20 protein-coding genes and 1 tRNA gene are annotated in these 18,496 nt (G+C 60.4%); 9 read left to right on the plus strand and 12 right to left on the minus strand.

Annotated features, from left to right (window positions below):
* Window positions 1–3: 3 nt before the first annotated feature.
* The 5 genes from Q1A89_RS01090 to Q1A89_RS01110 all read right to left on the minus strand — a co-directional run bounded on the left by Q1A89_RS01090 (window position 4) and on the right by Q1A89_RS01110 (window position 5,572).
* Window positions 4–948, minus strand: a complete 945-nt coding sequence (locus Q1A89_RS01090; RefSeq protein WP_299722482.1) for a protein phosphatase 2C domain-containing protein — start codon at window positions 946–948, stop codon at window positions 4–6.
* Window positions 932–1,741, minus strand: a complete 810-nt coding sequence (locus Q1A89_RS01095; RefSeq protein WP_299722485.1) for an FHA domain-containing protein — start codon at window positions 1,739–1,741, stop codon at window positions 932–934. Before Q1A89_RS01095 ends, Q1A89_RS01090 begins: the two co-directional genes overlap by 17 nt.
* Before the next feature lie 57 nt (window positions 1,742–1,798).
* Window positions 1,799–4,006 carry a serine/threonine protein kinase gene (locus Q1A89_RS01100; RefSeq protein WP_299722488.1) on the minus strand — a complete coding sequence of 736 codons (2,208 nt, stop codon included), beginning with the start codon at window positions 4,004–4,006 and terminating at the stop codon, window positions 1,799–1,801.
* 1,065 nt (window positions 4,007–5,071) lie between these two features.
* A tRNA-Ala gene (locus Q1A89_RS01105) sits at window positions 5,072–5,147 on the minus strand.
* A 95-nt stretch (window positions 5,148–5,242) separates the two neighbouring features.
* Entirely contained in the window at window positions 5,243–5,572 is a 330-nt protein-coding gene (locus tag Q1A89_RS01110; protein ID WP_299722491.1) for a TIGR02300 family protein, read from the minus strand.
* Window positions 5,573–5,702: 130 nt separating this feature from the next.
* On the opposite strand from Q1A89_RS01110, the gene Q1A89_RS01115 reads away from it, so the two are divergent.
* From Q1A89_RS01115 to Q1A89_RS01125, 3 genes are all read left to right on the plus strand, one after another.
* Complete coding sequence (locus Q1A89_RS01115; protein WP_299722494.1) at window positions 5,703–6,395, plus strand: SprT family zinc-dependent metalloprotease; 693 nt, start codon at window positions 5,703–5,705, stop codon at window positions 6,393–6,395.
* A gap of 31 nt (window positions 6,396–6,426) precedes the next feature.
* Window positions 6,427–7,077, plus strand: coding sequence for a GntR family transcriptional regulator (locus tag Q1A89_RS01120; protein ID WP_299722497.1), 651 nt, complete (start codon window positions 6,427–6,429; stop codon window positions 7,075–7,077).
* 65 nt (window positions 7,078–7,142) lie between these two features.
* Window positions 7,143–8,225, plus strand: a complete 1,083-nt coding sequence (locus tag Q1A89_RS01125) for a PAS domain-containing sensor histidine kinase (protein ID WP_299722500.1) — start codon at window positions 7,143–7,145, stop codon at window positions 8,223–8,225.
* A gap of 103 nt (window positions 8,226–8,328) precedes the next feature.
* On the opposite strand, the gene Q1A89_RS01130 is transcribed toward Q1A89_RS01125, so the two are convergent.
* Both Q1A89_RS01130 and Q1A89_RS01135 read right to left on the minus strand, forming a co-directional pair.
* Window positions 8,329–9,291: an acetyl-CoA carboxylase carboxyltransferase subunit alpha gene (locus Q1A89_RS01130; RefSeq protein WP_299722503.1), complete on the minus strand. Its 963-nt coding sequence runs from the start codon at window positions 9,289–9,291 to the stop codon at window positions 8,329–8,331.
* 59 nt (window positions 9,292–9,350) lie between these two features.
* Window positions 9,351–9,944 (minus strand): LysE family translocator, encoded by a 594-nt coding sequence (locus Q1A89_RS01135; protein WP_299722506.1) that lies wholly within the window; start codon window positions 9,942–9,944, stop codon window positions 9,351–9,353.
* Between the two features lie 73 nt (window positions 9,945–10,017).
* On the opposite strand from Q1A89_RS01135, the gene Q1A89_RS01140 reads away from it, so the two are divergent.
* Window positions 10,018–10,470 carry an Lrp/AsnC family transcriptional regulator gene (locus Q1A89_RS01140; RefSeq protein WP_299722509.1) on the plus strand — a complete coding sequence of 151 codons (453 nt, stop codon included), beginning with the start codon at window positions 10,018–10,020 and terminating at the stop codon, window positions 10,468–10,470.
* A gap of 43 nt (window positions 10,471–10,513) precedes the next feature.
* Here Q1A89_RS01140 and Q1A89_RS01145 read toward each other — a convergent pair whose 3' ends face one another.
* The gene (locus Q1A89_RS01145) at window positions 10,514–10,981 is read right to left on the minus strand and encodes a DUF302 domain-containing protein (protein WP_299722512.1); all 468 of its coding nucleotides are present in this window, start codon (window positions 10,979–10,981) and stop codon (window positions 10,514–10,516) included.
* A gap of 176 nt (window positions 10,982–11,157) precedes the next feature.
* Here Q1A89_RS01145 and Q1A89_RS01150 point away from each other — a divergent pair, with 176 nt between their 5' ends.
* Entirely contained in the window at window positions 11,158–11,628 is a 471-nt protein-coding gene (locus Q1A89_RS01150; RefSeq protein ID WP_299722515.1) for a transglycosylase SLT domain-containing protein, read from the plus strand.
* 18 nt (window positions 11,629–11,646) lie between these two features.
* On the opposite strand, the gene Q1A89_RS01155 is transcribed toward Q1A89_RS01150, so the two are convergent.
* Together Q1A89_RS01155 and Q1A89_RS01160 are read right to left on the minus strand one after the other, a co-directional pair.
* On the minus strand, window positions 11,647–12,606 hold the full coding sequence (locus Q1A89_RS01155; protein WP_299722518.1) for an L-malyl-CoA/beta-methylmalyl-CoA lyase: 960 nt from the start codon (window positions 12,604–12,606) through the stop codon (window positions 11,647–11,649).
* A gap of 37 nt (window positions 12,607–12,643) precedes the next feature.
* Window positions 12,644–12,862 (minus strand): hypothetical protein, encoded by a 219-nt coding sequence (locus Q1A89_RS01160; protein ID WP_299722521.1) that lies wholly within the window; start codon window positions 12,860–12,862, stop codon window positions 12,644–12,646.
* On the opposite strand from Q1A89_RS01160, the gene dgcN reads away from it, so the two are divergent.
* Genes dgcN through Q1A89_RS01175 form a run of 3 tightly spaced genes read left to right on the plus strand, consistent with a single transcriptional unit; the run spans window position 12,861 to window position 15,751 of the window.
* Complete coding sequence (gene dgcN, locus Q1A89_RS01165; protein WP_299722525.1) at window positions 12,861–13,862, plus strand: N-acetyltransferase DgcN; 1,002 nt, start codon at window positions 12,861–12,863, stop codon at window positions 13,860–13,862. The genes Q1A89_RS01160 and dgcN overlap by 2 nt on opposite strands.
* Before the next feature lie 60 nt (window positions 13,863–13,922).
* A complete protein-coding gene (gene dgcA, locus Q1A89_RS01170) occupies window positions 13,923–14,888 on the plus strand; it encodes an N-acetyl-D-Glu racemase DgcA (protein WP_299722528.1) in 966 nt (321 codons plus the stop codon).
* Complete coding sequence (locus tag Q1A89_RS01175; protein ID WP_299722531.1) at window positions 14,885–15,751, plus strand: D-amino-acid transaminase; 867 nt, start codon at window positions 14,885–14,887, stop codon at window positions 15,749–15,751. Before dgcA ends, Q1A89_RS01175 begins: the two co-directional genes overlap by 4 nt.
* A 24-nt stretch (window positions 15,752–15,775) precedes the next feature.
* On the opposite strand, the gene Q1A89_RS01180 is transcribed toward Q1A89_RS01175, so the two are convergent.
* Both Q1A89_RS01180 and Q1A89_RS01185 read right to left on the minus strand, forming a co-directional pair.
* Window positions 15,776–16,090 (minus strand): DUF1244 domain-containing protein, encoded by a 315-nt coding sequence (locus Q1A89_RS01180; RefSeq protein ID WP_299722534.1) that lies wholly within the window; start codon window positions 16,088–16,090, stop codon window positions 15,776–15,778.
* Window positions 16,091–16,169: 79 nt separating this feature from the next.
* Window positions 16,170–16,907: an N-formylglutamate amidohydrolase gene (locus tag Q1A89_RS01185; protein ID WP_299722538.1), complete on the minus strand. Its 738-nt coding sequence runs from the start codon at window positions 16,905–16,907 to the stop codon at window positions 16,170–16,172.
* A 104-nt stretch (window positions 16,908–17,011) separates the two neighbouring features.
* Between Q1A89_RS01185 and pyk the strand changes: the two genes are divergently transcribed.
* The gene (gene pyk, locus Q1A89_RS01190) at window positions 17,012–18,457 is read left to right on the plus strand and encodes a pyruvate kinase (RefSeq protein ID WP_299722541.1); all 1,446 of its coding nucleotides are present in this window, start codon (window positions 17,012–17,014) and stop codon (window positions 18,455–18,457) included.
* Window positions 18,458–18,496: the final 39 nt, after the last annotated feature.

Below are 18,496 nucleotides of genomic sequence, written 5' to 3' on the forward strand. Positions count from 1 at the left end.
GGTTTAACTTGCTCCGACGGCCTTTTTGGGAACCGGAGTATCCAGTTCGGTGTCTTCGTCCTCTGTTTCCGGCTTCAGCGGAATGACGCGGCTCAGACTTGCGTTGCCTTCGCCGGATTTACCAATCGGCTTCGGCTTGATCTTGCGCTCCACGGCTTTCATGTGGTTCAGCTTGATCACGGAAAAGGACAGGTTGTCCTGATCGGGATGGTTCAGGGCCGCGACCGCTTCCAGCAGGTGGCCTGCGATTTCGGCGCTTTTGCGGCGGCGATACCGGTGCAGAACCTTCTGGATCTTGTCTTCGCCCAGATATTGCAGCCCATCCGAAGACAGCACCACGATATCGCCCATCTTCAACTCGAACGGCTTGAGCGGGCAGTCGATCTTTGGAATGCGACCGCCGATGATGACCGATGTCAGGCAATGACGGTCCGGGTGATCGCGTCCGGCCTCTTCGCTCAGCACGCCTTGTTTGACCATAAAGTCGATCTGGGGCGCCATCGAGTGATCCTCGTTCAGTTGGATCAGCGCGCCGTCCCGCAGGACGTAAAGAGGGCTGTCACCCACAGACATCCAGAACATGCGGTTTTCCATCAGAATGACAGAGCAAAGCGTTGCGCCCATGCTGTAGGCGTCGGGATTTTCCTTGACGTAGTCCCGGATCGTCGCGTTCGCGCCAGCCGTGGCCTGCGCCAGGTACTGAGGGATATTTGTTTCGTCCTCGGCAAAGTTGGCCGAGCTGAACTTGAGTTCGGAATAGACTTCGGTCACCACGATTTTCGAGGCAACGTCGCCTGCTTCGTGACCGCCCATCCCGTCGGCAAGGACGGCAATGCCGCTGTCCATCCCAAAAGGAAAATCGGTGACAATCGCGTCTTCCTGGTAGTCGCGCGCGCCCTGGCTCAGGCCGGAGGCGACGTCGTAGCGGGGCTCAGGCGATCGCCACATCTTCACGCTCCTTGTTTCCGTCATCGTCGGACCAGTCAAAGGACTCGCCACACAGTGCTTTCAGTTGGATCAGGGTCTCGCCGATCTTGATCTGGTCACCATCCGACAGGTCTTCGTTCGAGATCACCGGCTGGTTGTTCAGGCGCACGATGTTTGCCTTGCCGCCATGGCCCAGAATGAACTTGCGGGTTTCGGAGTCGTAAACGATAGCGGCGTGGTTGGTGCGCGAAATCGTGTTGTCGCCAAAGTCGAGGCGCACGGCCTGATCTTCGCCACGTCCGATCTGTGACATGCCTGCGACCAGCGGGATCGCGTGACCACGGCCCGGTCCCTGCACAACCAGCAGCCAGCCCACGGGGAACTGAACGGTGCCGGTTGAAGCTGCCGCTTGCGGCGTGTCTTCGAACAGATCGACCACATCGCCGCGCGACGTGTCAAAACCGATCAGGCGGGTGCGATTGCGTCGCTCGCGGGATGTCGTGCGGTCCGGTGCTGCGGCAACCGGGGCAGCCGGGGCAATGGCTGCGTCCTCTTCATCGTCGTCGAGTTCCCAGATGTTGACCACGGCCGGGGCGGCTTCCTGAGGTGTTTCGACCTCGGACTCCACGTCGGCTACAGCTTCTGATTCCGATTGCTCCTCAAGCGGAGCAGGCTCCGGCACGCTGTCGACTTCGTCGACTTTCAGCATGTCGACACGATTGGGGCCTTCCCGCATCACCGACAGATCGTATTCGACCTCATCGGCGACACTGGCCTTTGCTTTGCGACCAAAAAGTCCTGAGAAGATTTTCATTTCCTGCCCTTTCTTGATGTGATGGGCCTGGCCCGATCTTGCGTCATTTCTGTGGTTCTAGTTCGAATTTGAGTCGCCCAGCATCAGGCCAAGCCCAAGTGTGTTGCCGTCCCGGTTGACCGCGAAACTGAGGTCGATCTCGCCCCGAGCGGCCCGTTCCGCCAATTCAGGAAGCGTCGTGCGACCATTCATCAGCGTCGTGGTCTGGATATGTCCGAACAGGACATCACCAACTGCGACGCCGGTTGCGTCTGTATCAGGCACGGACACAACCGTTGTTGCCCATGCCCCGTCCTTCTGGCGTGCTTCAAAGCTGAGGCCACCCGGGAACGTTGTTTTCTGAATGACGGGCAGAACCCAGTCTTCGACCTGCGCGTCAGCTGCTGTTTCACCGATGCTCAACGTGACGGTCAGTTCGCCACTTTCGGGGCGTTCGATGGTCTCGCGCAGCAGCGCGTCAACCGCATCAACCGATGCAACCGGGGTGCCGTTGACGGCAAACACGGTGCCTTGGTCTGGCAGCGCAACCGACCACGCCGATTGCATGCCCGGCACGTCAAATGTTTCGAGCACAATCGCGGGCTTTGCCGCTTCGGGGGCCGGGGCAGGCGGTACAACCTGCGATGTGGCCTCGATCTGTGCAAATGCGGCAAGCGCCGCTTCGATTTCTGGTTTGACTGCTTCCGTCACTTCGGCGGGGGCCTCGACGATGGCGGCCGCCTCGATGCGGGCAAAGGCCGCCAGGGCTGCGGCAACCTCGGGCTGCACGACTGGCGCCGCCTCTGCGGGTGCCTCGACAGGTGCAACCTCTGTCACCGCTTCAATTTCGGCGGTGGCCATAACTTCGGCGACGGGCGCTGCGTCGGCAACAGTTGCCTCGGGGGCAATGGTTTCGACCTCGGGAATAGCCTCGGCAACAGCCGGGGCGGCCACTACGGCAGAAGATGCGTCAGGGGCAACCTCAGCTGCATCCACTGCCGGTGCGCTAGGTGCCTCGATTTGTTCAGGTGCAGCGACCACGGATTCCAGCAAGCTCAGTGCGGCACTTACATCAAGTGCGTCCGCATCGGCCACGACCGGTTCGGCACTGACAACAACCGCCGGCGCGGCATTCCCGGAAACCGATGCGTTCACCTCGGGTGTCTCGGCCGCCACGGCAGATGTTTGCGCGCCTTCGTTGGCAAGGAACATATCGCTTTGCGACACAACCACTCCGGTTGCGATCACGGCAATGATCGCGCCAGAGGCAAGCAAAATCGACTTATTGGACTTTGGAGCCGCCTCCTGTTTTTTGGATGCACCACCTTTGGCCACAGCCGCTGGCTTGGCCGCAGGGGCGGCGCCATCCAGCATCAGCAACCACTGTTCGGCATCGGCGATGCGGTTTTTCGGCAAGATTTCCATCGCCTTATCGAGGCTTTCGAGAAAGCCTTTTCTGTAGGTCGGTGCGCGATTTGCCAGCGGGCGATAAGGATCCGGATCGCCTGAAGCGACGGCAGACAAACGAGTCTGCGCATCCGGGGGCAACTGACCCGTGATCAGGTGATAAAAGGTCGCGCCCAAAGCATAGAGATCGCTGTAGGGGCCCTGTTCGCTGCCCGAGATATAGAATTCCTGCGGGCTGTAGCCGTCTTTGACGACGCGCAGGGCGGACAACACACGGCTTTTCTTGGAGGCCTGCTCGCGCGCCGCGCCGAAATCGATCAGCACGGGGTTCTTGTCCTTGTCGATCAGAATGTTGTCTGGCGAAATATCGCGGTGCAACAGCCCCTGCGTGTGCACAAAACCAATGGCATCCAGGATCTTGCGCAAAATGGATTCAACTTCGGGCGGGGTCAGCGTCAGCTTGCCAGCCTCGATAACGTCCAGAAGGTCGCGGCCCTCAACGAGATCAAGCGCCATATAGGCGGTGTTGTTTTCCTCAAAGACCTGATGCACGCCCACGATGTTGGGATGGTTCAGCTTGGCGAGGCTGCGCGCCTCTTGCACAAACAGACGCACAATCGAGGCCAGCTCACTCTGGTGCGCGCGGCTGCGGGCCGTGACCAAAGCGGTCGAGCGGCGACAAAACGCGCCGGGAAAGCACTCCTTGATGACAACTTTACGGTCCAGACTGTCGCGCGCGCTGTATGTAATGCCGAACCCGCCAGCGTTAATGAACGCTTCGATTGTGTATTGCCCGTGCATCAGCTTGCTGCCCGGGGCCAGTTCGTCCGAAAAGCTCAGACTCTCGTCCAGATCATCTTTTAGCTTTGCATTGCCCATCTTGCGCTTCCAAATCCCTATGCCAATTGCGGCGTGCTCGTTGTCGCCATATGAGTTTGGAAAATTGTCCTAAAAATGGCGACAAATGGGTGATATTCAGCAAATTGGTCAGTCGGGACACGGCATTACGCTCTGTTCTTAAAGGTAAATTTGCCAAACGGGGTCCACTGCGACGCATGCCCAGAGGAGACAAAAGCGATTTTGTCGCGTCCGTGCGCCTGAATGTCGGATTGGATAATTCATTGTTTGGACCGGCCGAAAAATGGGACGCATCTTGTCACCCGGCGGCGTCGTGCTGGTTTCAGATTGTCAAATTTTAATACGATTTTGCATTCGCAACTCTGACATTCGTGGGAACACTTGCGGGCACAACTGGGTGACTAGGCCAAATGTCAAGCGACAACTGCTGGCTAACACGTTGCTTTACAATGGACAGCACAACCGCGCATCCAATCAATTTTCCTACCATTGATATCAAAGCTTTCTATGTCATTGGCCGCAGTTCCTTCAACCTGAGCTAGGGGTCAGATCATGATTTCCGCAATCAATCATAAGATTAAAACGATGCATTGCTTCGATCGGTCATACTGGCGGGAAGATGCAGAATGAAAAATGAAGGTTTGTGAAGTACTATGGGTCTTCGACAGATGGATTGGAGACCGTTACTGTGTCCTTGCATCTAAAATGGATAGTCCACTTTGTCCGACAGAGGGTCGGTTTGGTAAGGCGCGGTCTGTGTCCTTTTTACCGAAAAACAGGTCTTCGAACCGCTAAAATAACTATATTTTGCAATAATTTAGTTGGTAATGCCACCGCTGGATGCGGTATGGCGGAGCATAGCGGGATCGAACCACTGCACTCAGCGTAGCGGCACAAGCCGATGCGCGTCAGTCAGCGCCCGGCTTTGCAGGCAGCGCGACGTTTCGTTGGGAAGATCAAGAAGAATGGTGGAGCATAGCGGGACCGAACCGCTGCACTCAGCGTAGCGGCGCAAGCCGATGCGCGTGAGTCAGCGCCCGGCTTTGCAGGCAGCGCGCGACGTTTCGTTGGGAGGATCAAAGAGAATGGTGGAGCATAGCGGGATCGAACCGCTGACCTCCTGCATGCCATGCAGGCGCTCTCCCAGCTGAGCTAATGCCCCATTCTTCAGGGTCGGCTGTTGCCAGCCGTGCGCCGCTGATTAGGCGCTTTGCCGAACGGGATCAAGTGAAAAAGACCCCGTTCGGATCGACTGTATTACTCGTCGTCGTTTGTGGTGACGTCGGCGATTTCTTCGAGGGGGACTGTATCCTCGTCATCCTCGTCATCATCCAGCAGGTCGTCATCCAGATCCACATCGACGTCATCGTCATCAACCACTTGGTCGTCATCTTCCGTGGCTGTTGCGGCCTTGGCCTTGGCTGTCACGGCATCTTCGGCGTCCGCCGCGATCATGCGTGTTTTGGAGCTGTCCAATTCCACAACGTCGCCTGTGTAGGGGCTGACGATGGGCGAACGGTTCATGTCATAAAACCGTTTGCCCGTGGTGGGGCAGAGGCGTTTCGTGCCCCATTCTTCCTTTGGCATCGGGTATCCTTGTCTGTCTGGCGGACCGGCGCGCGCAGGCGTGCAGGCCGTCTTATATTGCAGCGATTCTGGGCAAGTGCCATAAGGCCGGGACGGAGTCAAAGCCTTATGGCCAGATAGGGGAAATGGGATGTCGATGCGAGTCCTGCAAGGGGATCCGGATATCGCGCTGACCTTGCGCCGCTCGGCCCGGGCCCGGCGCATGACTTTGCGCATTTCCCGCATTGATGGCCGGGTGACGCTGACCCTGCCCACACGCGCCTCCGAACGCGAGGCGCTGGCCTTTGCCCGCCAGAAACAGGACTGGATTCGCGCCCACCTGGCCGATTGGAACGGCAATGTCCCTGTCGGTCCCGGTGTAGCACTGCCTGTTGAGGGCGAGATGTGCCAGATCACGCCCGGTGCGGGCCGGTCCGTGCAGATGTCGCCAGGTCTGCTGGCTGTGCCGGGCGCCGAGGACCGTGTGCCTGCGCGTGTGCTTGGCTTTCTCAAGACCCGGGCGCGGGACCGTCTGGCGGCGGCCAGTGACCATTACGCGGCCCGGCTGGGGCGCAGCTATAGCGGGATCAGCCTGCGCGACACCCGGTCCCGCTGGGGGTCCTGTTCCAGTGCGGGGCGGCTGATGTTCTCGTGGCGCCTGATCATGGCCCCGCCGCCGGTGCTGGATTATGTCGCCGCCCACGAGGTTGCGCATCTGGCGCAGATGAACCATTCGCCCGCCTTCTGGGCCGAGGTGGCCCGCATCCACGGCCCCTATGACGCCCCCCGCGCATGGCTGCGCAACGAAGGCAATGATCTGCACCGCTACCGCTTTGGTGATTGACCGAAGCTGGCGGATGTGATCACAAATCCTTATGCAACCTGCCCTGCGCACCAAAGAGGCGGTGTCCTCCGCCCATGACCGCGTTTATCGCCGCTTGCGCACGCGCATCATGCATGGCGACATTGCCCCCGGCACAGCCCTGACCCTGCGCGGAATCGGCAAACAATATGATGTGTCGATGACCCCGGCCCGTGAGGCGGTGCGGCGTCTGGTCGCCGAGGGCGCACTGACCCTGTCTCCGTCGGGCCGCGTGTCGACGCCGGAACTGTCCAACGAACGGATCGAGGAATTGGCCGCCCTGCGCGCCCTGATCGAGGTGGAACTGGCCACCCGCGCCCTGCCACGCGCCCACCTGGCGCTCATCGAACGTTTACAGACCATTAACGGTGCTGTGGCCGAAGCGGTCGCCCATCGGGACGGGGTGAGCTATCTGCGCACCAATCTGGAATTCCACCGCACGCTTTATCTGCGCGCGCAGGCGCCCGCGATGCTGGCCATGGCCGAAACGGTCTGGTTGCAGATGGGGCCTACCATGCGGGCGCTCTATGGGCGTTTGCGCCGGACCGAGCCGCCGCAATACCACCGCCACATCATAGCTGCCCTGCGTGCGGGGGACGAGCCGGGCCTGCGCATTGCCGTGCGCTCAGATGTGACCCAGGGATTAAGGATGTTGGCAAGTTAGCCAGCCCGCTTAAGACTTTGGTAGCGCAGGATGGTTTAGATGGGCCGTGCTCGAAGGGAACGGCTATGCGTTGGGAAGATTTTTCCGTTTTTGATTATGTGAAACACCCGGTTTTTGTGCTGGTGGCAGACAGTGAGGATCGCCCGGTCTATCAGTTTGTGAACAAAGCCGGTCGCGAACGTCTGGGCAAGACGCGCGAAGAGATCGTCGGGCGCCCGGTGTACGAGGTGATGAGTGGACGCACCGCCTATTCGATGTATCGCCGTCAATGTGCGGCATGGGCCGCGGGCGAGGAAATCGAGTTCGAGACCACCTTGCAACTCGGCTCTGATACCATCTGGATTCGCACCAACCTGGTCCCCGTCCATGACGAAAACGGGAAGTTGACCCATATGGTTGGCGCCGCGCAGGACATCACAAAAGAACGCGAAAAGCTCTATGACCACGTTCTGTCCGCCGCCGTGGCCCAGGACATGGAAGACATGATTTGCATGGCTGCTCACGACCTGCGCAGCCCGCTGTGCAACCTCAAGACACTGGCGGCCATCATGCGCGAGGATTTCATCGACCATGGTGACGGCAAATCCGAGTTGATCGACATGATCGACGCGATTTCCGACAAGGCCTTGTCGGTGGTGAGCGGCATCATGGGCCAGGCCATGGCCGTTGGGTCGGGTGGCGGTGTTGCCGCATTTGATATGGGAGAGATGTGTGACGAGATCATGGTCCTGCTTGACCCGACCGGCGCACACAGCGTGTCCTATCCGCGCCAGGGGGTTGAGGCGGAAATGACTGTGGTGCACATCGTCTTGCGCAACCTGATCGACAATGCGCTCAAGCATTCCGGGCAGTCCACGGTCAAGATTTCGATCGAGCTGGTGGCGATGAATGCAGAACGGTTGCAGTTCAAGGTGCGCGACAATGGCGTCGGCTTTGAAAGTGCCGCGCTACAGGATCAGCGCAGTGCTGGCGGCCCCGGGTTTGGCGGCTTTGGCCTGCGCGGTGTTGGGCGGTTGGTGCGCTCCCGCGGTGGACAGCTGATCTTGTCCAAGCCCGCTGATGGTGAAGGCGCCGAGGTGTTCGTTGAACTGCCGGGTCGGCTGGTTCAATCGCAGGCTATGCCCGCGCCGACTCTCAGGGTCGGATAAAGGGTTTCGACTTCACATCGAGACGCACTTGATCCTTTGTCGCGCACCCGAAGAACGCGGCCGCAAACAATTCAGTTACAGTTCAGTCGAAACGCGACAGGCGTCAGGCCGCGAGCCCTGACTGTCCGAGGTTCATGAACTTTTCGCGCCGCTGGGTGATCAGGGCCTTTGCGTCCATCTGGTCCATCTCTTGCAACATCGCGGCTATGGTCTTGCCCACCGACGCCATGGTTTCAGCCGCAAACCTGTGCGCCCCGCCCAGAGCCTCAGGGATGATGCGATCAATCACGCCCAGTTGCTTGAGATCCTGCGCGGTCAGGCGCAGCGCCTCGGCCGCTTCGCGCATTTTCTCGGAATCCTTCCACAGGATCGATGCACAGCCCTCGGGGCTGATTACCGAATAGACCGAGTGTTCGAGCATCGCGACCTTGTTGGCGGTGGCAAAGGCGACGGCCCCGCCGGATCCGCCTTCACCGATGATGACCGAGGCGATGGGCACGCCGATCTGCAGGCACTTCTCGGTCGAGCGGGCGATGGCCTCGGACTGGCCGCGTTCTTCGGCGCCCTTGCCGGGATAGGCGCCGGGCGTGTCGACCAGCGTGATCAAAGGCAGGCCAAAGCGGTGGGCGATGTCCATCAGGCGGATCGCCTTGCGATAGCCTTCGGGCCGGGCCATGCCGAAATTCCGCGCAATGCGCGATTTCGTGTCATTGCCCTTTTCGTGCCCCAGTACCACGACAGGGCGGTCATTGAACCGCGCAAGCCCGCCCATCACCGCGTGATCATCGGCAAAGTTGCGATCCCCGGCGAGCGGCGTGTATTCGGTGAACAGCGCGTCGATATAGTCAACGCAATGGGGCCGGTCGGGATGGCGCGCCACCTGACATTTGCGCCACGGCGTGAGGTTCTTGTAGAGATCCTGCAACAGGGCGGTTGCTTTGCCGTCAAGCGCTGCGGCCTCGTCGGCCACATCCATGTCCTCGTTTTGCCGTGCCAGGGCGCGCAGTTCCTCTGCCTTGCCCTCGATCTCTGCCAGCGGCTTTTCGAATTCCAGATATTGCGTCACGCGCGCACTCCTGATGCGGTTTTCCGGGTTATGGCCGGGTGTCGCAGCATTTGCAATGTTCAGGGAAAGAGGACGGGGTAGAGCGAGGCGACCAGAAGGGCGGCCATGGTCCAGTTGAATGCGGTGAGCCGTGCGGTGTTTGTCAGAATCCGCGCCATCTGCTGGCCCAGCAACGTCCATGAACTGACCGCAGGCAAATTTATCGCCCCGAACACCAGAGCAACCAGTCCGATGGCCGCCAGCGTTGTATCCGGCGTGTAGGCGGTGACGGCCGTCAGCGCCATGCTCCACGCCTTGGGATTGACCCATTGAAAGGCCGCCGCCTGCAGAAAGGTCATGGGCGTGCCCTTGCCCTCGCCGCCCTTGATCGGGGCCGCATTGGCAATTTTCCAGGCCAGGTACAGCAGGTAGAGGACCGAGAATACTTTGAGGATCTGGTGGCTGATCGGATAGGCGTCAAAGACCTGCACGAGCCCCGCGCCGACCAGCAGCACCATGAGGCAAAAGCCGATCCCGATGCCCAGCATATGCGGAATGCTGCGCCGAAAGCCAAAATTCGCGCCGGACGCCATCAGCATCAGGTTGTTCGGCCCCGGCGTGATCGAGCTGACAAAGGCAAAGGCGGCGAGGGCAGGGAGAAGATCAAAGCTCATGCCGCAATGATTGACGTGTTTTTTACGGAAAAAGATTGCAAAGTTGTCGACTCCGTGGCTATTTTTGCAACGAATGAGTGAAATTGATCAAATAAGTGAACGAATCCTGCACGAGCTGTCGCGCGATGGCCGTTTGAGCAACATTGCTTTGGCCGAGCGCGTCGGTCTGTCCCCCTCGGCCTGTCTGCGCCGGGTGCAGGAATTGGAGCGGCAGGGCATCATCACCGGATACCGTGCGGTGCTGGACCGCACCAAGCTAGGGGCCGGGTTTGTCGCTTATATCGGTGTCGGGTTGAACGAGCATTCTAAGGCGTCTCAGCTTGCCTTTGAGCGGGCCATATCGCGGGCCCCCGAGGTGCGCGAGTGCCACAATATCACCGGCACGATCGAATACCTGTTGCGCGTCGAATGTGCGGATATTGCCGCCTACAAGTCCTTTCACACGGATATGCTGGGCGCCTTGCCGCACGTGAACAGCATCACATCCTATGTGGTGATGGGGTCGCCCAAGGACGAACGGGCCTAAGGGTCGATGCAGTGCAAATGCATATTTTGGGAACAATGAAGGGTCACCGGGTCGCCTGATCTGAAATTGCGGCGAAGATGGCATCGAGCTCGTTTGCCAGTGTGGCGAGCTCTGGTCCTGCCTCTTCCATGTAGGGCGCAAAGACGGTTGTGGGCAGTTTGTAGCTGAGCGTGGCGGTGCCGTCCGCGTTTTCGGTGACATACATCCGAATGGGTGCTTCGATCATCGCAGCCGTGGACAGGTTCAGGATGTTGACCGCATAGACGTTGTTGAAGAGGCCAATGACCCGATTGCCGGGGATGGTGATGCCGCGTTTGGCCGCAGCAGCTGTGGGGCCGGCCTGTGTGACGACGCCCATCTTGTTGGCCTTGGCCGCTGATTTCACGTCCGCCACCAGCTGGTCATGGGATTTGCTTGTCTGGGTGACGGACCAGCCGTCGCGCGGCGCCATCTCGGCCAGAGCCAGTTGGGGTGAGAGAAGCAGCAGGAACAGAGCAAGGAACAGGCGCATGGGGACCTCTTTGGAGAATTTTGCAGACGATGCATGACGTCGCCGTTTTTTCCCAATCACGTCTATGTGCGCGGCGGATTGCCGATTTGCGTCGCTCCGCTCGCATCCGGGCTGGGCGCGCACGCCGGATTCGGTGTAGGCGGGCAGGCAATTGCAACAACCGTGGCGCCTGTTTGATGAGACTTCTAATCCTGATTGTGGCCCTTGCCCTTGCTGCCTGTTCGCAACCAGCGCCTGAGGTGGTGGCACCACTTGTTCCGCTTTATCCCAACGAGACGCCCCAGTTGCGTGCGCAGATCGAAGCGGCCGCAGCAGAGAACGACATCCCCGTCGCCCTTGTGCAGCGGGTTGTCATTCGCGAAAGCACCCATCGCCCCGAGGCCCGCAACGGCCCCTATTATGGTCTGATGCAAATCCTGCCTGCCACCGCGCGCAGCATGGGATTTCGCGGACAGCCCAATGATCTGCTCGATGCAGAGACCAACCTGCGCTATGCCACCCGCTATTTGCGTGGGGCGTGGCTGGTGTCGGATGGGGATATGGATACGGCGGTGATGTGGTACGCGCGCGGCTATTATTTCGAGGCCAAGCGGCGCGGTCTGATCGCCGAAACCGGCGTGGACGGGCGCAAGGTCTGGCCATCCTGACCCGCGCCCGATCCTTGTTCAGTTGCCTGCAAGCATCTCGGATTGCTTTACAATCACTTCGGCCTGTTTGATCGAGGCGATGTCGACCAGTCGCCCTTTGTAGACCGTGGCCCCTGCGCCCTTGGCCTTGGCCTCTTCCATGGCGGCGAGGATTTCGCGGGCCTCGGCGACGGCGGCGTCTGAGGGGGTGAAGACCTCGTTCGCGATGGCGACCTGTTTGGGGTGGATCGCCCATTTACCGACCATACCCAGCGTAGCCGAGCGCCGCGCCTGTGCGCGAAAGCCGTCATCATCCGAGAAATCGCCGAACGGGCCGTCAACCGGCAGCACTCCGTGGGTGCGGCAGGCGGCGACAATGGCGGTTTGTGCCCAGTGCCAGGGATCGGACCAGTGTTTCTGGCCCTCATGCAGCATGTAGTAGTTTTCCTGCGTGCCGCCGATTCCGGTGGTTTGCATGCCCATGGAGGCGGCGAAATCTGCGGCCCCGAGGCTCATCGCAGCCATGCGGGGCGAGGCAGCGGCGATCTCTTCGACATGGGCGACGCCTGCGGCGGATTCGATGATGACCTCGAAGGTGATCGGCTTGCTGCGCCCCTTCGCGGTCTCGATCGCCGTGACCAGCGCGTCGACCGCGTAGACGTCGGCGGCGTTGCCCACCTTTGGGATCATGATCTGGTCCAGCCGGTCGCTGGCCTGTTCCAGCAGGTCCACCACATCGCGGTACCAATAAGGGGTGTCGAGCCCGTTGATGCGCACTGACAGCGTCTTGGTGCCCCAGTCGATGTCATGGGTGGCGGCTATGATGTTGGCGCGCGCGCTGTCCTTGTCCGAAGGCGCCACCGAATCCTCAAGATCGAGGTTGATCACATCCGCTGCCGAAGCCGCCATCTTTTCAAAGATGGCCGGGCGCGATCCGGGACCGAACAATTGGCAGCGGTTGGGGCGGGCCGGAGGCGTGGGTTGCAGGCGGAAGGACATGGGGCGCAGCCTTTCAGTAAGATTATTGCGTCAGAACTTATGGGGTGGTTATTAAATTACTCGCCCGCCCACAAGCCGCATTGTGCAGTTGCAGCATGGTTGTGTTTGCGGCCCGAAATTGCCCCATGTGGCCAAGATGGAGCGCATCGGCGACACTTTTCTGCGCAAAACTGTGCCCGGATGCCGGATTTGCACTGTCCTGTCCGCGAAATTTCGCCATTTTGCGCCAAACTGTTCGATAGAAAGACTGATCCATGATTCAGACACCTTACCTCTTGTTTCTGGGCGATGCCCCGGATCAGCTTGCCGCCAAGGTTGCGCAGGGCATAACCGACTGGCGTCCCGAGAACGCCGTGGGCCAGTTGCGGCTGCCCGGATGCGGTGCCGATATGGGCCTGACCGACATGACGCTTGAGGAAGGTCTGGCCGCCGGCGCCAAGACCGTCGTCATTGGTGTGGCCAACCGCGGCGGCATCATCTCGGACGAATGGAAGGTCGTTTTGGTCGAGGCCCTGAAGATGGGCTATGATCTGGCCGCAGGCCTGCACAATCTGCTGCGCGACGAGAACGAATTGCAGTCGGCCGCCAAAGTGAATGGTGGCACATTGCATGACGTGCGTGTGCCCACGGTGGCCTATCCCATCGCCAACGGCGTCAAGCGCAGCGGCAAGCGGGTGCTGGCCATCGGCACCGATTGTTCCTGCGGCAAGATGTACACGGCCATGTCGATGGATGCCGAGATGCAGGCGCGCGGCATGAAGTCCGATTTCCGTGCCACCGGGCAGACCGGCATTCTGATCACCGGGCGCGGCGTGCCGCTGGACGCGGTCATTGCCGATTTCATGGCCGGTGCGGTTGAATATCTGACTCCCGACAACGACGACGATCACTGGGATCACATCGAAGGGCAGGGCAGCCTGTTCCACGTGTCCTATTCCGGTGTGACCATGGCGCTGATCCATGGTGGTCAGCCTGATGCGCTGGTGCTGTGTCACGAGCCGACCCGCACCCATATGCGCGGTCTGCCCCATTTTGGTCTGCCGACCCTTGAGACGTTGCGCGACACCGCCCTGCCGCTGGCCCGGCTGGCCAACCCGGCCTGTCAGATCACCGGCGTGTCGGTCAATACCAAGGCGCTGGACGAGGCAGAGGCCAAGGCGTGCCTTGCCGAGATCGAGGATCGCATGGGTCTGCCCGCGACCGACCCTTACCGGTTCGGCGCTGGCAAGCTGGTGGATGCACTTGTTTCCTTGTGAGGCATTGGGTCTGGGGCTGTCCCTGATGGGGCGGCCTGCGTCACGAAATGAAGGTGGATCATGCGCATAGAAGTAAGCCGCGATGTGTTTCGGCTGGCACAGGTGTTTACCATCTCGCGCGGGTCACGCACCGAGGCGCAGGTGCTGAGCGTGTCGCTGAGCGATGGTGCGCATCGTGGCTGGGGTGAATGTGTGCCCTATGCCCGGTACGGCGAGACCTTGGACAGTGTGACGGCCGAGATCGAGGGCCTGCCTGCGGATATCACACGTCAGGCGCTCTATGATCTGCTGCCTGCGGGGGCGGCGCGTAATGCGGTGGATTGTGCGCTTTGGGATCTGGAGGCAAAACGGGCGGGCAAACGGGCCTGGGAACTGGCCGGGCTGGCAGCACCGGGTCCCGAGATCACCGCCTATACCCTGTCGCTGGACACGCCTGAGGCGATGCAGGCGCAGGCCGCGCAACATGGCCATCGCCCGTTGCTCAAGATCAAGCTGGGCACACCCGATGACATGCCCCGCCTTGAGGCCGTGCGCAAAGGTGCGCCTGAGGCCCGCATTATCGTGGATGCAAACGAGGGCTGGTCCGCCGAAGTCTATGCCGATCTGGCCCCGCATCTGGTCCGTTTGGGCGTGCAACTGGTTGAACAGCCATTGCCTGCCGGTGAGGATGATGCGCTGATCGGCATGGAGCGTCCGGTGCCCGTATGTGCCGACGAATCCTGTCATGACCGCGCGAGCCTGCCGGGGTTGAAGGGCAAATATGATGTGGTGAACATCAAACTCGACAAGACCGGCGGTCTGACCGAGGCTCTTGCCCTGCGCGAGGCGGCCCTTGCCGAAGGGTATGGCGTAATGGTCGGCTGCATGGTTGGATCAAGCCTTGCCATGGCGCCTGCGACCTTGGTGGCGCAGGGTGCGGCGGTTGTGGACCTTGACGGGCCGCTCTTGTTGGCCGAAGACCGCGACGAGCCTTTGATTTTTGATGACGCCGGGGTGCATCCGCCCCGCGCAGAGCTTTGGGGATGACCATGCGCACAGTTTACGTGAACGGCGAGTACCTGCCTGAGAATGAAGCCAAGGTGTCGATCTTTGATCGCGGGTTTCTGATGGCCGATGGCGTCTATGAGGTGACATCGGTGCTGGACGGCAAGCTGATCGATTTTGAGGGTCATGCGGTGCGCCTGCAACGCTCTCTGGACGAGCTGGACATGGCCTCGCCCATTGCCAAGGATGATCTCTTGGAAGTGCATCGCGAGCTGGTGCGTCTTAATGGGGTCAACGAGGGCATGATCTATCTGCAGATCACCCGTGGTGCGCCTGCGGATCGTGATTTTGCCTTTCCCGACCCTGAAACGACGGCCTCGACCATCGTGCTGTTCACCCAGAACAAACCGGGTCTGGCGGACAATCCGGCGGCGAAAAAGGGCATGAAGGTCATCAGCATCGACGACATCCGCTGGGGACGGCGCGACATCAAGACGGTACAGTTGCTGTACCCGTCGATGGGCAAGATGATGGCCAAGAAGGCAGGCGTGGATGATGCCTGGATGGTGCAGGACGGGTTCGTGACCGAAGGCACATCGAACAACGCCTATATCGTGAAGGGCAACAAGATCATCACCCGCGAGGCCTCGCCCGACATTCTCAAGGGGATCACCCGCACCGCCGTGCTACGCTTTGCCCGCGAGGCGCAGATGGAAGTCGAAGAGCGCAATTTCACCATTGAAGAGGCGCGCGGGGCGGATGAGGCGTTCATCACCTCGGCCAGCACATTCGTGATGCCCGTGGTCGAGATTGACGGTGTGGCGCTGGGCGACGGCACGCCGGGCCGCGTGGCCCCGCGCCTGCGCGAGATCTACCTCGAAGAAAGCCTAAAAACGGCTGTGTGAGGCGGGGGCGGGGTGAACCCCGCCTTACGGTTTGTCCCCAACGTTGTCTTTAAAGGCGGTGTCAAAGGCCGCTTTTTTCGCGTCTGACGCATCGGTCTGATAGTTGGCTTTCCAGTCGTCCATGCTCATCCCGTAGAACTGCTCGCGGGCGGCGTCCTTGCTGATTTCGATCCCCTTTTCGGCGGCGGCCTCTTGATACCAACGCGACAGGCAGTTGCGGCAAAAACCTGCCAGATTCATCATGTCGATGTTCTGGACGTCCGTGCGGTCCTCCATCAGGTGCTTGCGCAGGCGGCGGAAGGCGGCGGCTTCGAGTTCGATCTGTGTCTGGCTGTCCATGGGTGTGGTCCTTGTTGTGCCGGCAGATTGGGGCGCTGCCCCAAACCCCGTGGTATTTTTGGTCAGAAGAACGGTTTGTTCAAAGATTGGCCTGCGCGTGCGCCGCTTCAAGATGTGGGGCGAGGATATCTGCCCAGCGTCGTTGACCGTCCGCATCGCCGATCAGGTCCTGACGGATTTCGAGGATCACGTTGGGGCGGCCCGGCCCGTGTGCATGCTGGCTGAGCGCGTCGCCCGGAAAGAAACCGGCATAGGGTTCGTTGTCGCCCACAGGGCTTTGCAATGTGGCGCTGAGACCGCCGATCAGCGGGTTGGCGATGCGCCGGTCATGCGCGGACAGCACCCCGATTTCCCATGGTCGTTTGGGTCGGTCGGTCAGTTGCGGAGTAAAGCTGTGGATTGAGAGAAAGGCGATATCCCGTGCGCGAGCCAGGTCGGCAATCGCGTCGTGATAGGGTTGGTATAGCGTTTCGATCCGTCGCGCCCGCTCATTCGACGTTATGCGCCGGTTTCCTTCGATGATGGTGCCGTCATAAAGTTGCGGGATCAGCGTCGGGTCGTCCGCGCCCCGGTTCGGGTCGATCACAAGTCGCGAAAAGTTCGAGCAGATCACCGGCGCGCCAAGCGCCTCGCCAAGGGCCAGTGCCGTGTCCATCGCGCCGATATCATAGGCGATATGGCGCCCCATATCCGCGTGATCGAGCCCAAGCGAGCCACCTGCGATAAAATCAGGCACCACGTTGGTTGCATGATCACATGTGATCACCCAAGGCCCCTGCCGGTCTGGACCATGGATCGAAAAGGGGGAGTATGTCATAGAGGCGTCACCATATTCGGGTCAGGTTTAGGCCAGTTGCTTCGGAATGTGAATTGAGCAATAACCGCGCCTGATAGCGGTAACGCAAAAGGGACTTTTTCGCGATGAAACGCATGCGCAACGTAAAGATCGTGGCCACTCTGGGCCCGGCATCAGACGACTACGACATGATCCGGGCGCTGCACGAGGCGGGTGCGGATGTGTTTCGCCTGAACATGTCTCATGGCAGCCACGACGAGATTGCCAAGAAACATGCCATCATCCGCCAAGTCGAACAGGACACCGGATCGTCCATCGCCATTCTGGCCGACCTTCAGGGCCCCAAGCTGCGCGTCGGCGTCTTTGCCGGGGACAGCGAGATGCTGGAGGAGGGCGCCAAGTTCCGCCTTGATCTGGACACCGCCGATGGCGACAGCTCGCGCGTTTGTCTGCCCCATCCGGAGATTTTTGCTGCACTTGAGGTGGGTAAATCCCTGCTGGTCAATGACGGCAAGATCCGTCTTCAGGTCGAGGACTGCGGCCCCGACTATGCCAATTGCGTGGTCATCGCGGGCGGTGTGATTTCCAACCGCAAGGGCGTAAACGTTCCGGATGTGGAACTGCCGCTGGCCGCCCTGTCCGAAAAGGACCGCGCCGATCTGGAATTCACCGCCAAGCTGGGCGTGGACTGGATGGCGTTGAGTTTCGTGCAACGCCCCGCAGATGTCGAAGAGGCCCGACAACTGGTCAAAGGCCGTGCCGCCATTCTGTCCAAGATTGAAAAGCCCAACGCGGTCGAACGATTTGACGCCATTCTGGCGGCCAGTGACGGCATCATGGTGGCCCGTGGTGATCTGGGCGTGGAATTGCCCGTGCAAAACGTCCCACCCATTCAGAAACGTCTGGTGCGCAAGTGCCGCAATGCCGCCAAACCCGTGATCGTGGCCACCCAGATGCTGGAAAGCATGATCGAAAGCCCGATGCCGACCCGCGCCGAGGTCAGCGACGTCGCCACCGCGATCTATGAAGGTGCGGATGCGGTGATGCTGAGTGCGGAAAGTGCCGCAGGCAGCTATCCGATCGAGGCTGTGACCACGATGGATCGCGTTGCCGCTGAAGTTGAGCAAGACCCGACCTATACCCAGATCATTGAGGCCAGCCGGACCGCCAATCGCGGATCGGTCGCAGACGGCATCGTTGCTGCGGCCCGTGAAATCGCAGAGACCACCAATATCAAGGCGATCTGTTGCTTTACTCAAAGCGGCACCACCGCCTTGCTCGTGTCGCGCGAACGTCCCCGTGTGCCGATCATTGCACTGACCCCGCTGAGCGGAACGGCACGCCGTCTTGCGCTGAGCTGGGGGTGTTATTGCGTGATCACCCCCACGATGGATCGGTTCAAGGGGGCCGTGGTCAGCGCGGCCAAGGCCGCGCTCGAGGGTGGCTTTGGCACCGTCGAGGACCAGATTGTGGTGACCGCCGGTGTGCCCTTTAACGTCACGGGAACGACCAACATTCTGCGTGTTGCCCCCTGCGATGAGCGTTTGATTTTCGCGACCGATCCGGAGTAACTTTGCCCCAGGGAAAACTGGGCGAGAGTTGAGGTGGGC

Source organism: uncultured Tateyamaria sp. (genome assembly GCF_947503045.1).
Taxonomy (GTDB): Bacteria; Pseudomonadota; Alphaproteobacteria; order Rhodobacterales; family Rhodobacteraceae; genus Tateyamaria.

Bases quoted from the DNA above. Each gene is read 5' to 3' on its own strand.
- dgcN (WP_299722525.1), top strand. From the start codon at position 12,861: ATGATTCAGACACCTTACCTCTTGTTTCTGGGCGATGCCCCGGATCAG.
- Q1A89_RS01095 (WP_299722485.1), bottom strand. From the start codon at position 1,741: ATGAAAATCTTCTCAGGACTTTTTGGTCGCAAAGCAAAGGCCAGTGTC.
- Q1A89_RS01185 (WP_299722538.1), bottom strand. From the start codon at position 16,907: ATGACATACTCCCCCTTTTCGATCCATGGTCCAGACCGGCAGGGGCCT.
- Q1A89_RS01135 (WP_299722506.1), bottom strand. From the start codon at position 9,944: ATGAGCTTTGATCTTCTCCCTGCCCTCGCCGCCTTTGCCTTTGTCAGC.
- Q1A89_RS01100 (WP_299722488.1), bottom strand. From the start codon at position 4,006: ATGGGCAATGCAAAGCTAAAAGATGATCTGGACGAGAGTCTGAGCTTT.
- Q1A89_RS01110 (WP_299722491.1), bottom strand. From the start codon at position 5,572: ATGCCAAAGGAAGAATGGGGCACGAAACGCCTCTGCCCCACCACGGGC.
- Q1A89_RS01090 (WP_299722482.1), bottom strand. From the start codon at position 948: ATGTGGCGATCGCCTGAGCCCCGCTACGACGTCGCCTCCGGCCTGAGC.
- dgcA (WP_299722528.1), top strand. From the start codon at position 13,923: ATGCGCATAGAAGTAAGCCGCGATGTGTTTCGGCTGGCACAGGTGTTT.
- Q1A89_RS01160 (WP_299722521.1), bottom strand. From the start codon at position 12,862: ATGGATCAGTCTTTCTATCGAACAGTTTGGCGCAAAATGGCGAAATTT.
- Q1A89_RS01155 (WP_299722518.1), bottom strand. From the start codon at position 12,606: ATGTCCTTCCGCCTGCAACCCACGCCTCCGGCCCGCCCCAACCGCTGC.
- Q1A89_RS01140 (WP_299722509.1), top strand. From the start codon at position 10,018: ATGAGTGAAATTGATCAAATAAGTGAACGAATCCTGCACGAGCTGTCG.
- pyk (WP_299722541.1), top strand. From the start codon at position 17,012: ATGAAACGCATGCGCAACGTAAAGATCGTGGCCACTCTGGGCCCGGCA.
- Q1A89_RS01120 (WP_299722497.1), top strand. From the start codon at position 6,427: ATGCAACCTGCCCTGCGCACCAAAGAGGCGGTGTCCTCCGCCCATGAC.
- Q1A89_RS01115 (WP_299722494.1), top strand. From the start codon at position 5,703: ATGTCGATGCGAGTCCTGCAAGGGGATCCGGATATCGCGCTGACCTTG.
- Q1A89_RS01125 (WP_299722500.1), top strand. From the start codon at position 7,143: ATGCGTTGGGAAGATTTTTCCGTTTTTGATTATGTGAAACACCCGGTT.
- Q1A89_RS01175 (WP_299722531.1), top strand. From the start codon at position 14,885: ATGACCATGCGCACAGTTTACGTGAACGGCGAGTACCTGCCTGAGAAT.
- Q1A89_RS01145 (WP_299722512.1), bottom strand. From the start codon at position 10,981: ATGCGCCTGTTCCTTGCTCTGTTCCTGCTGCTTCTCTCACCCCAACTG.
- Q1A89_RS01180 (WP_299722534.1), bottom strand. From the start codon at position 16,090: ATGGACAGCCAGACACAGATCGAACTCGAAGCCGCCGCCTTCCGCCGC.
- Q1A89_RS01150 (WP_299722515.1), top strand. From the start codon at position 11,158: ATGAGACTTCTAATCCTGATTGTGGCCCTTGCCCTTGCTGCCTGTTCG.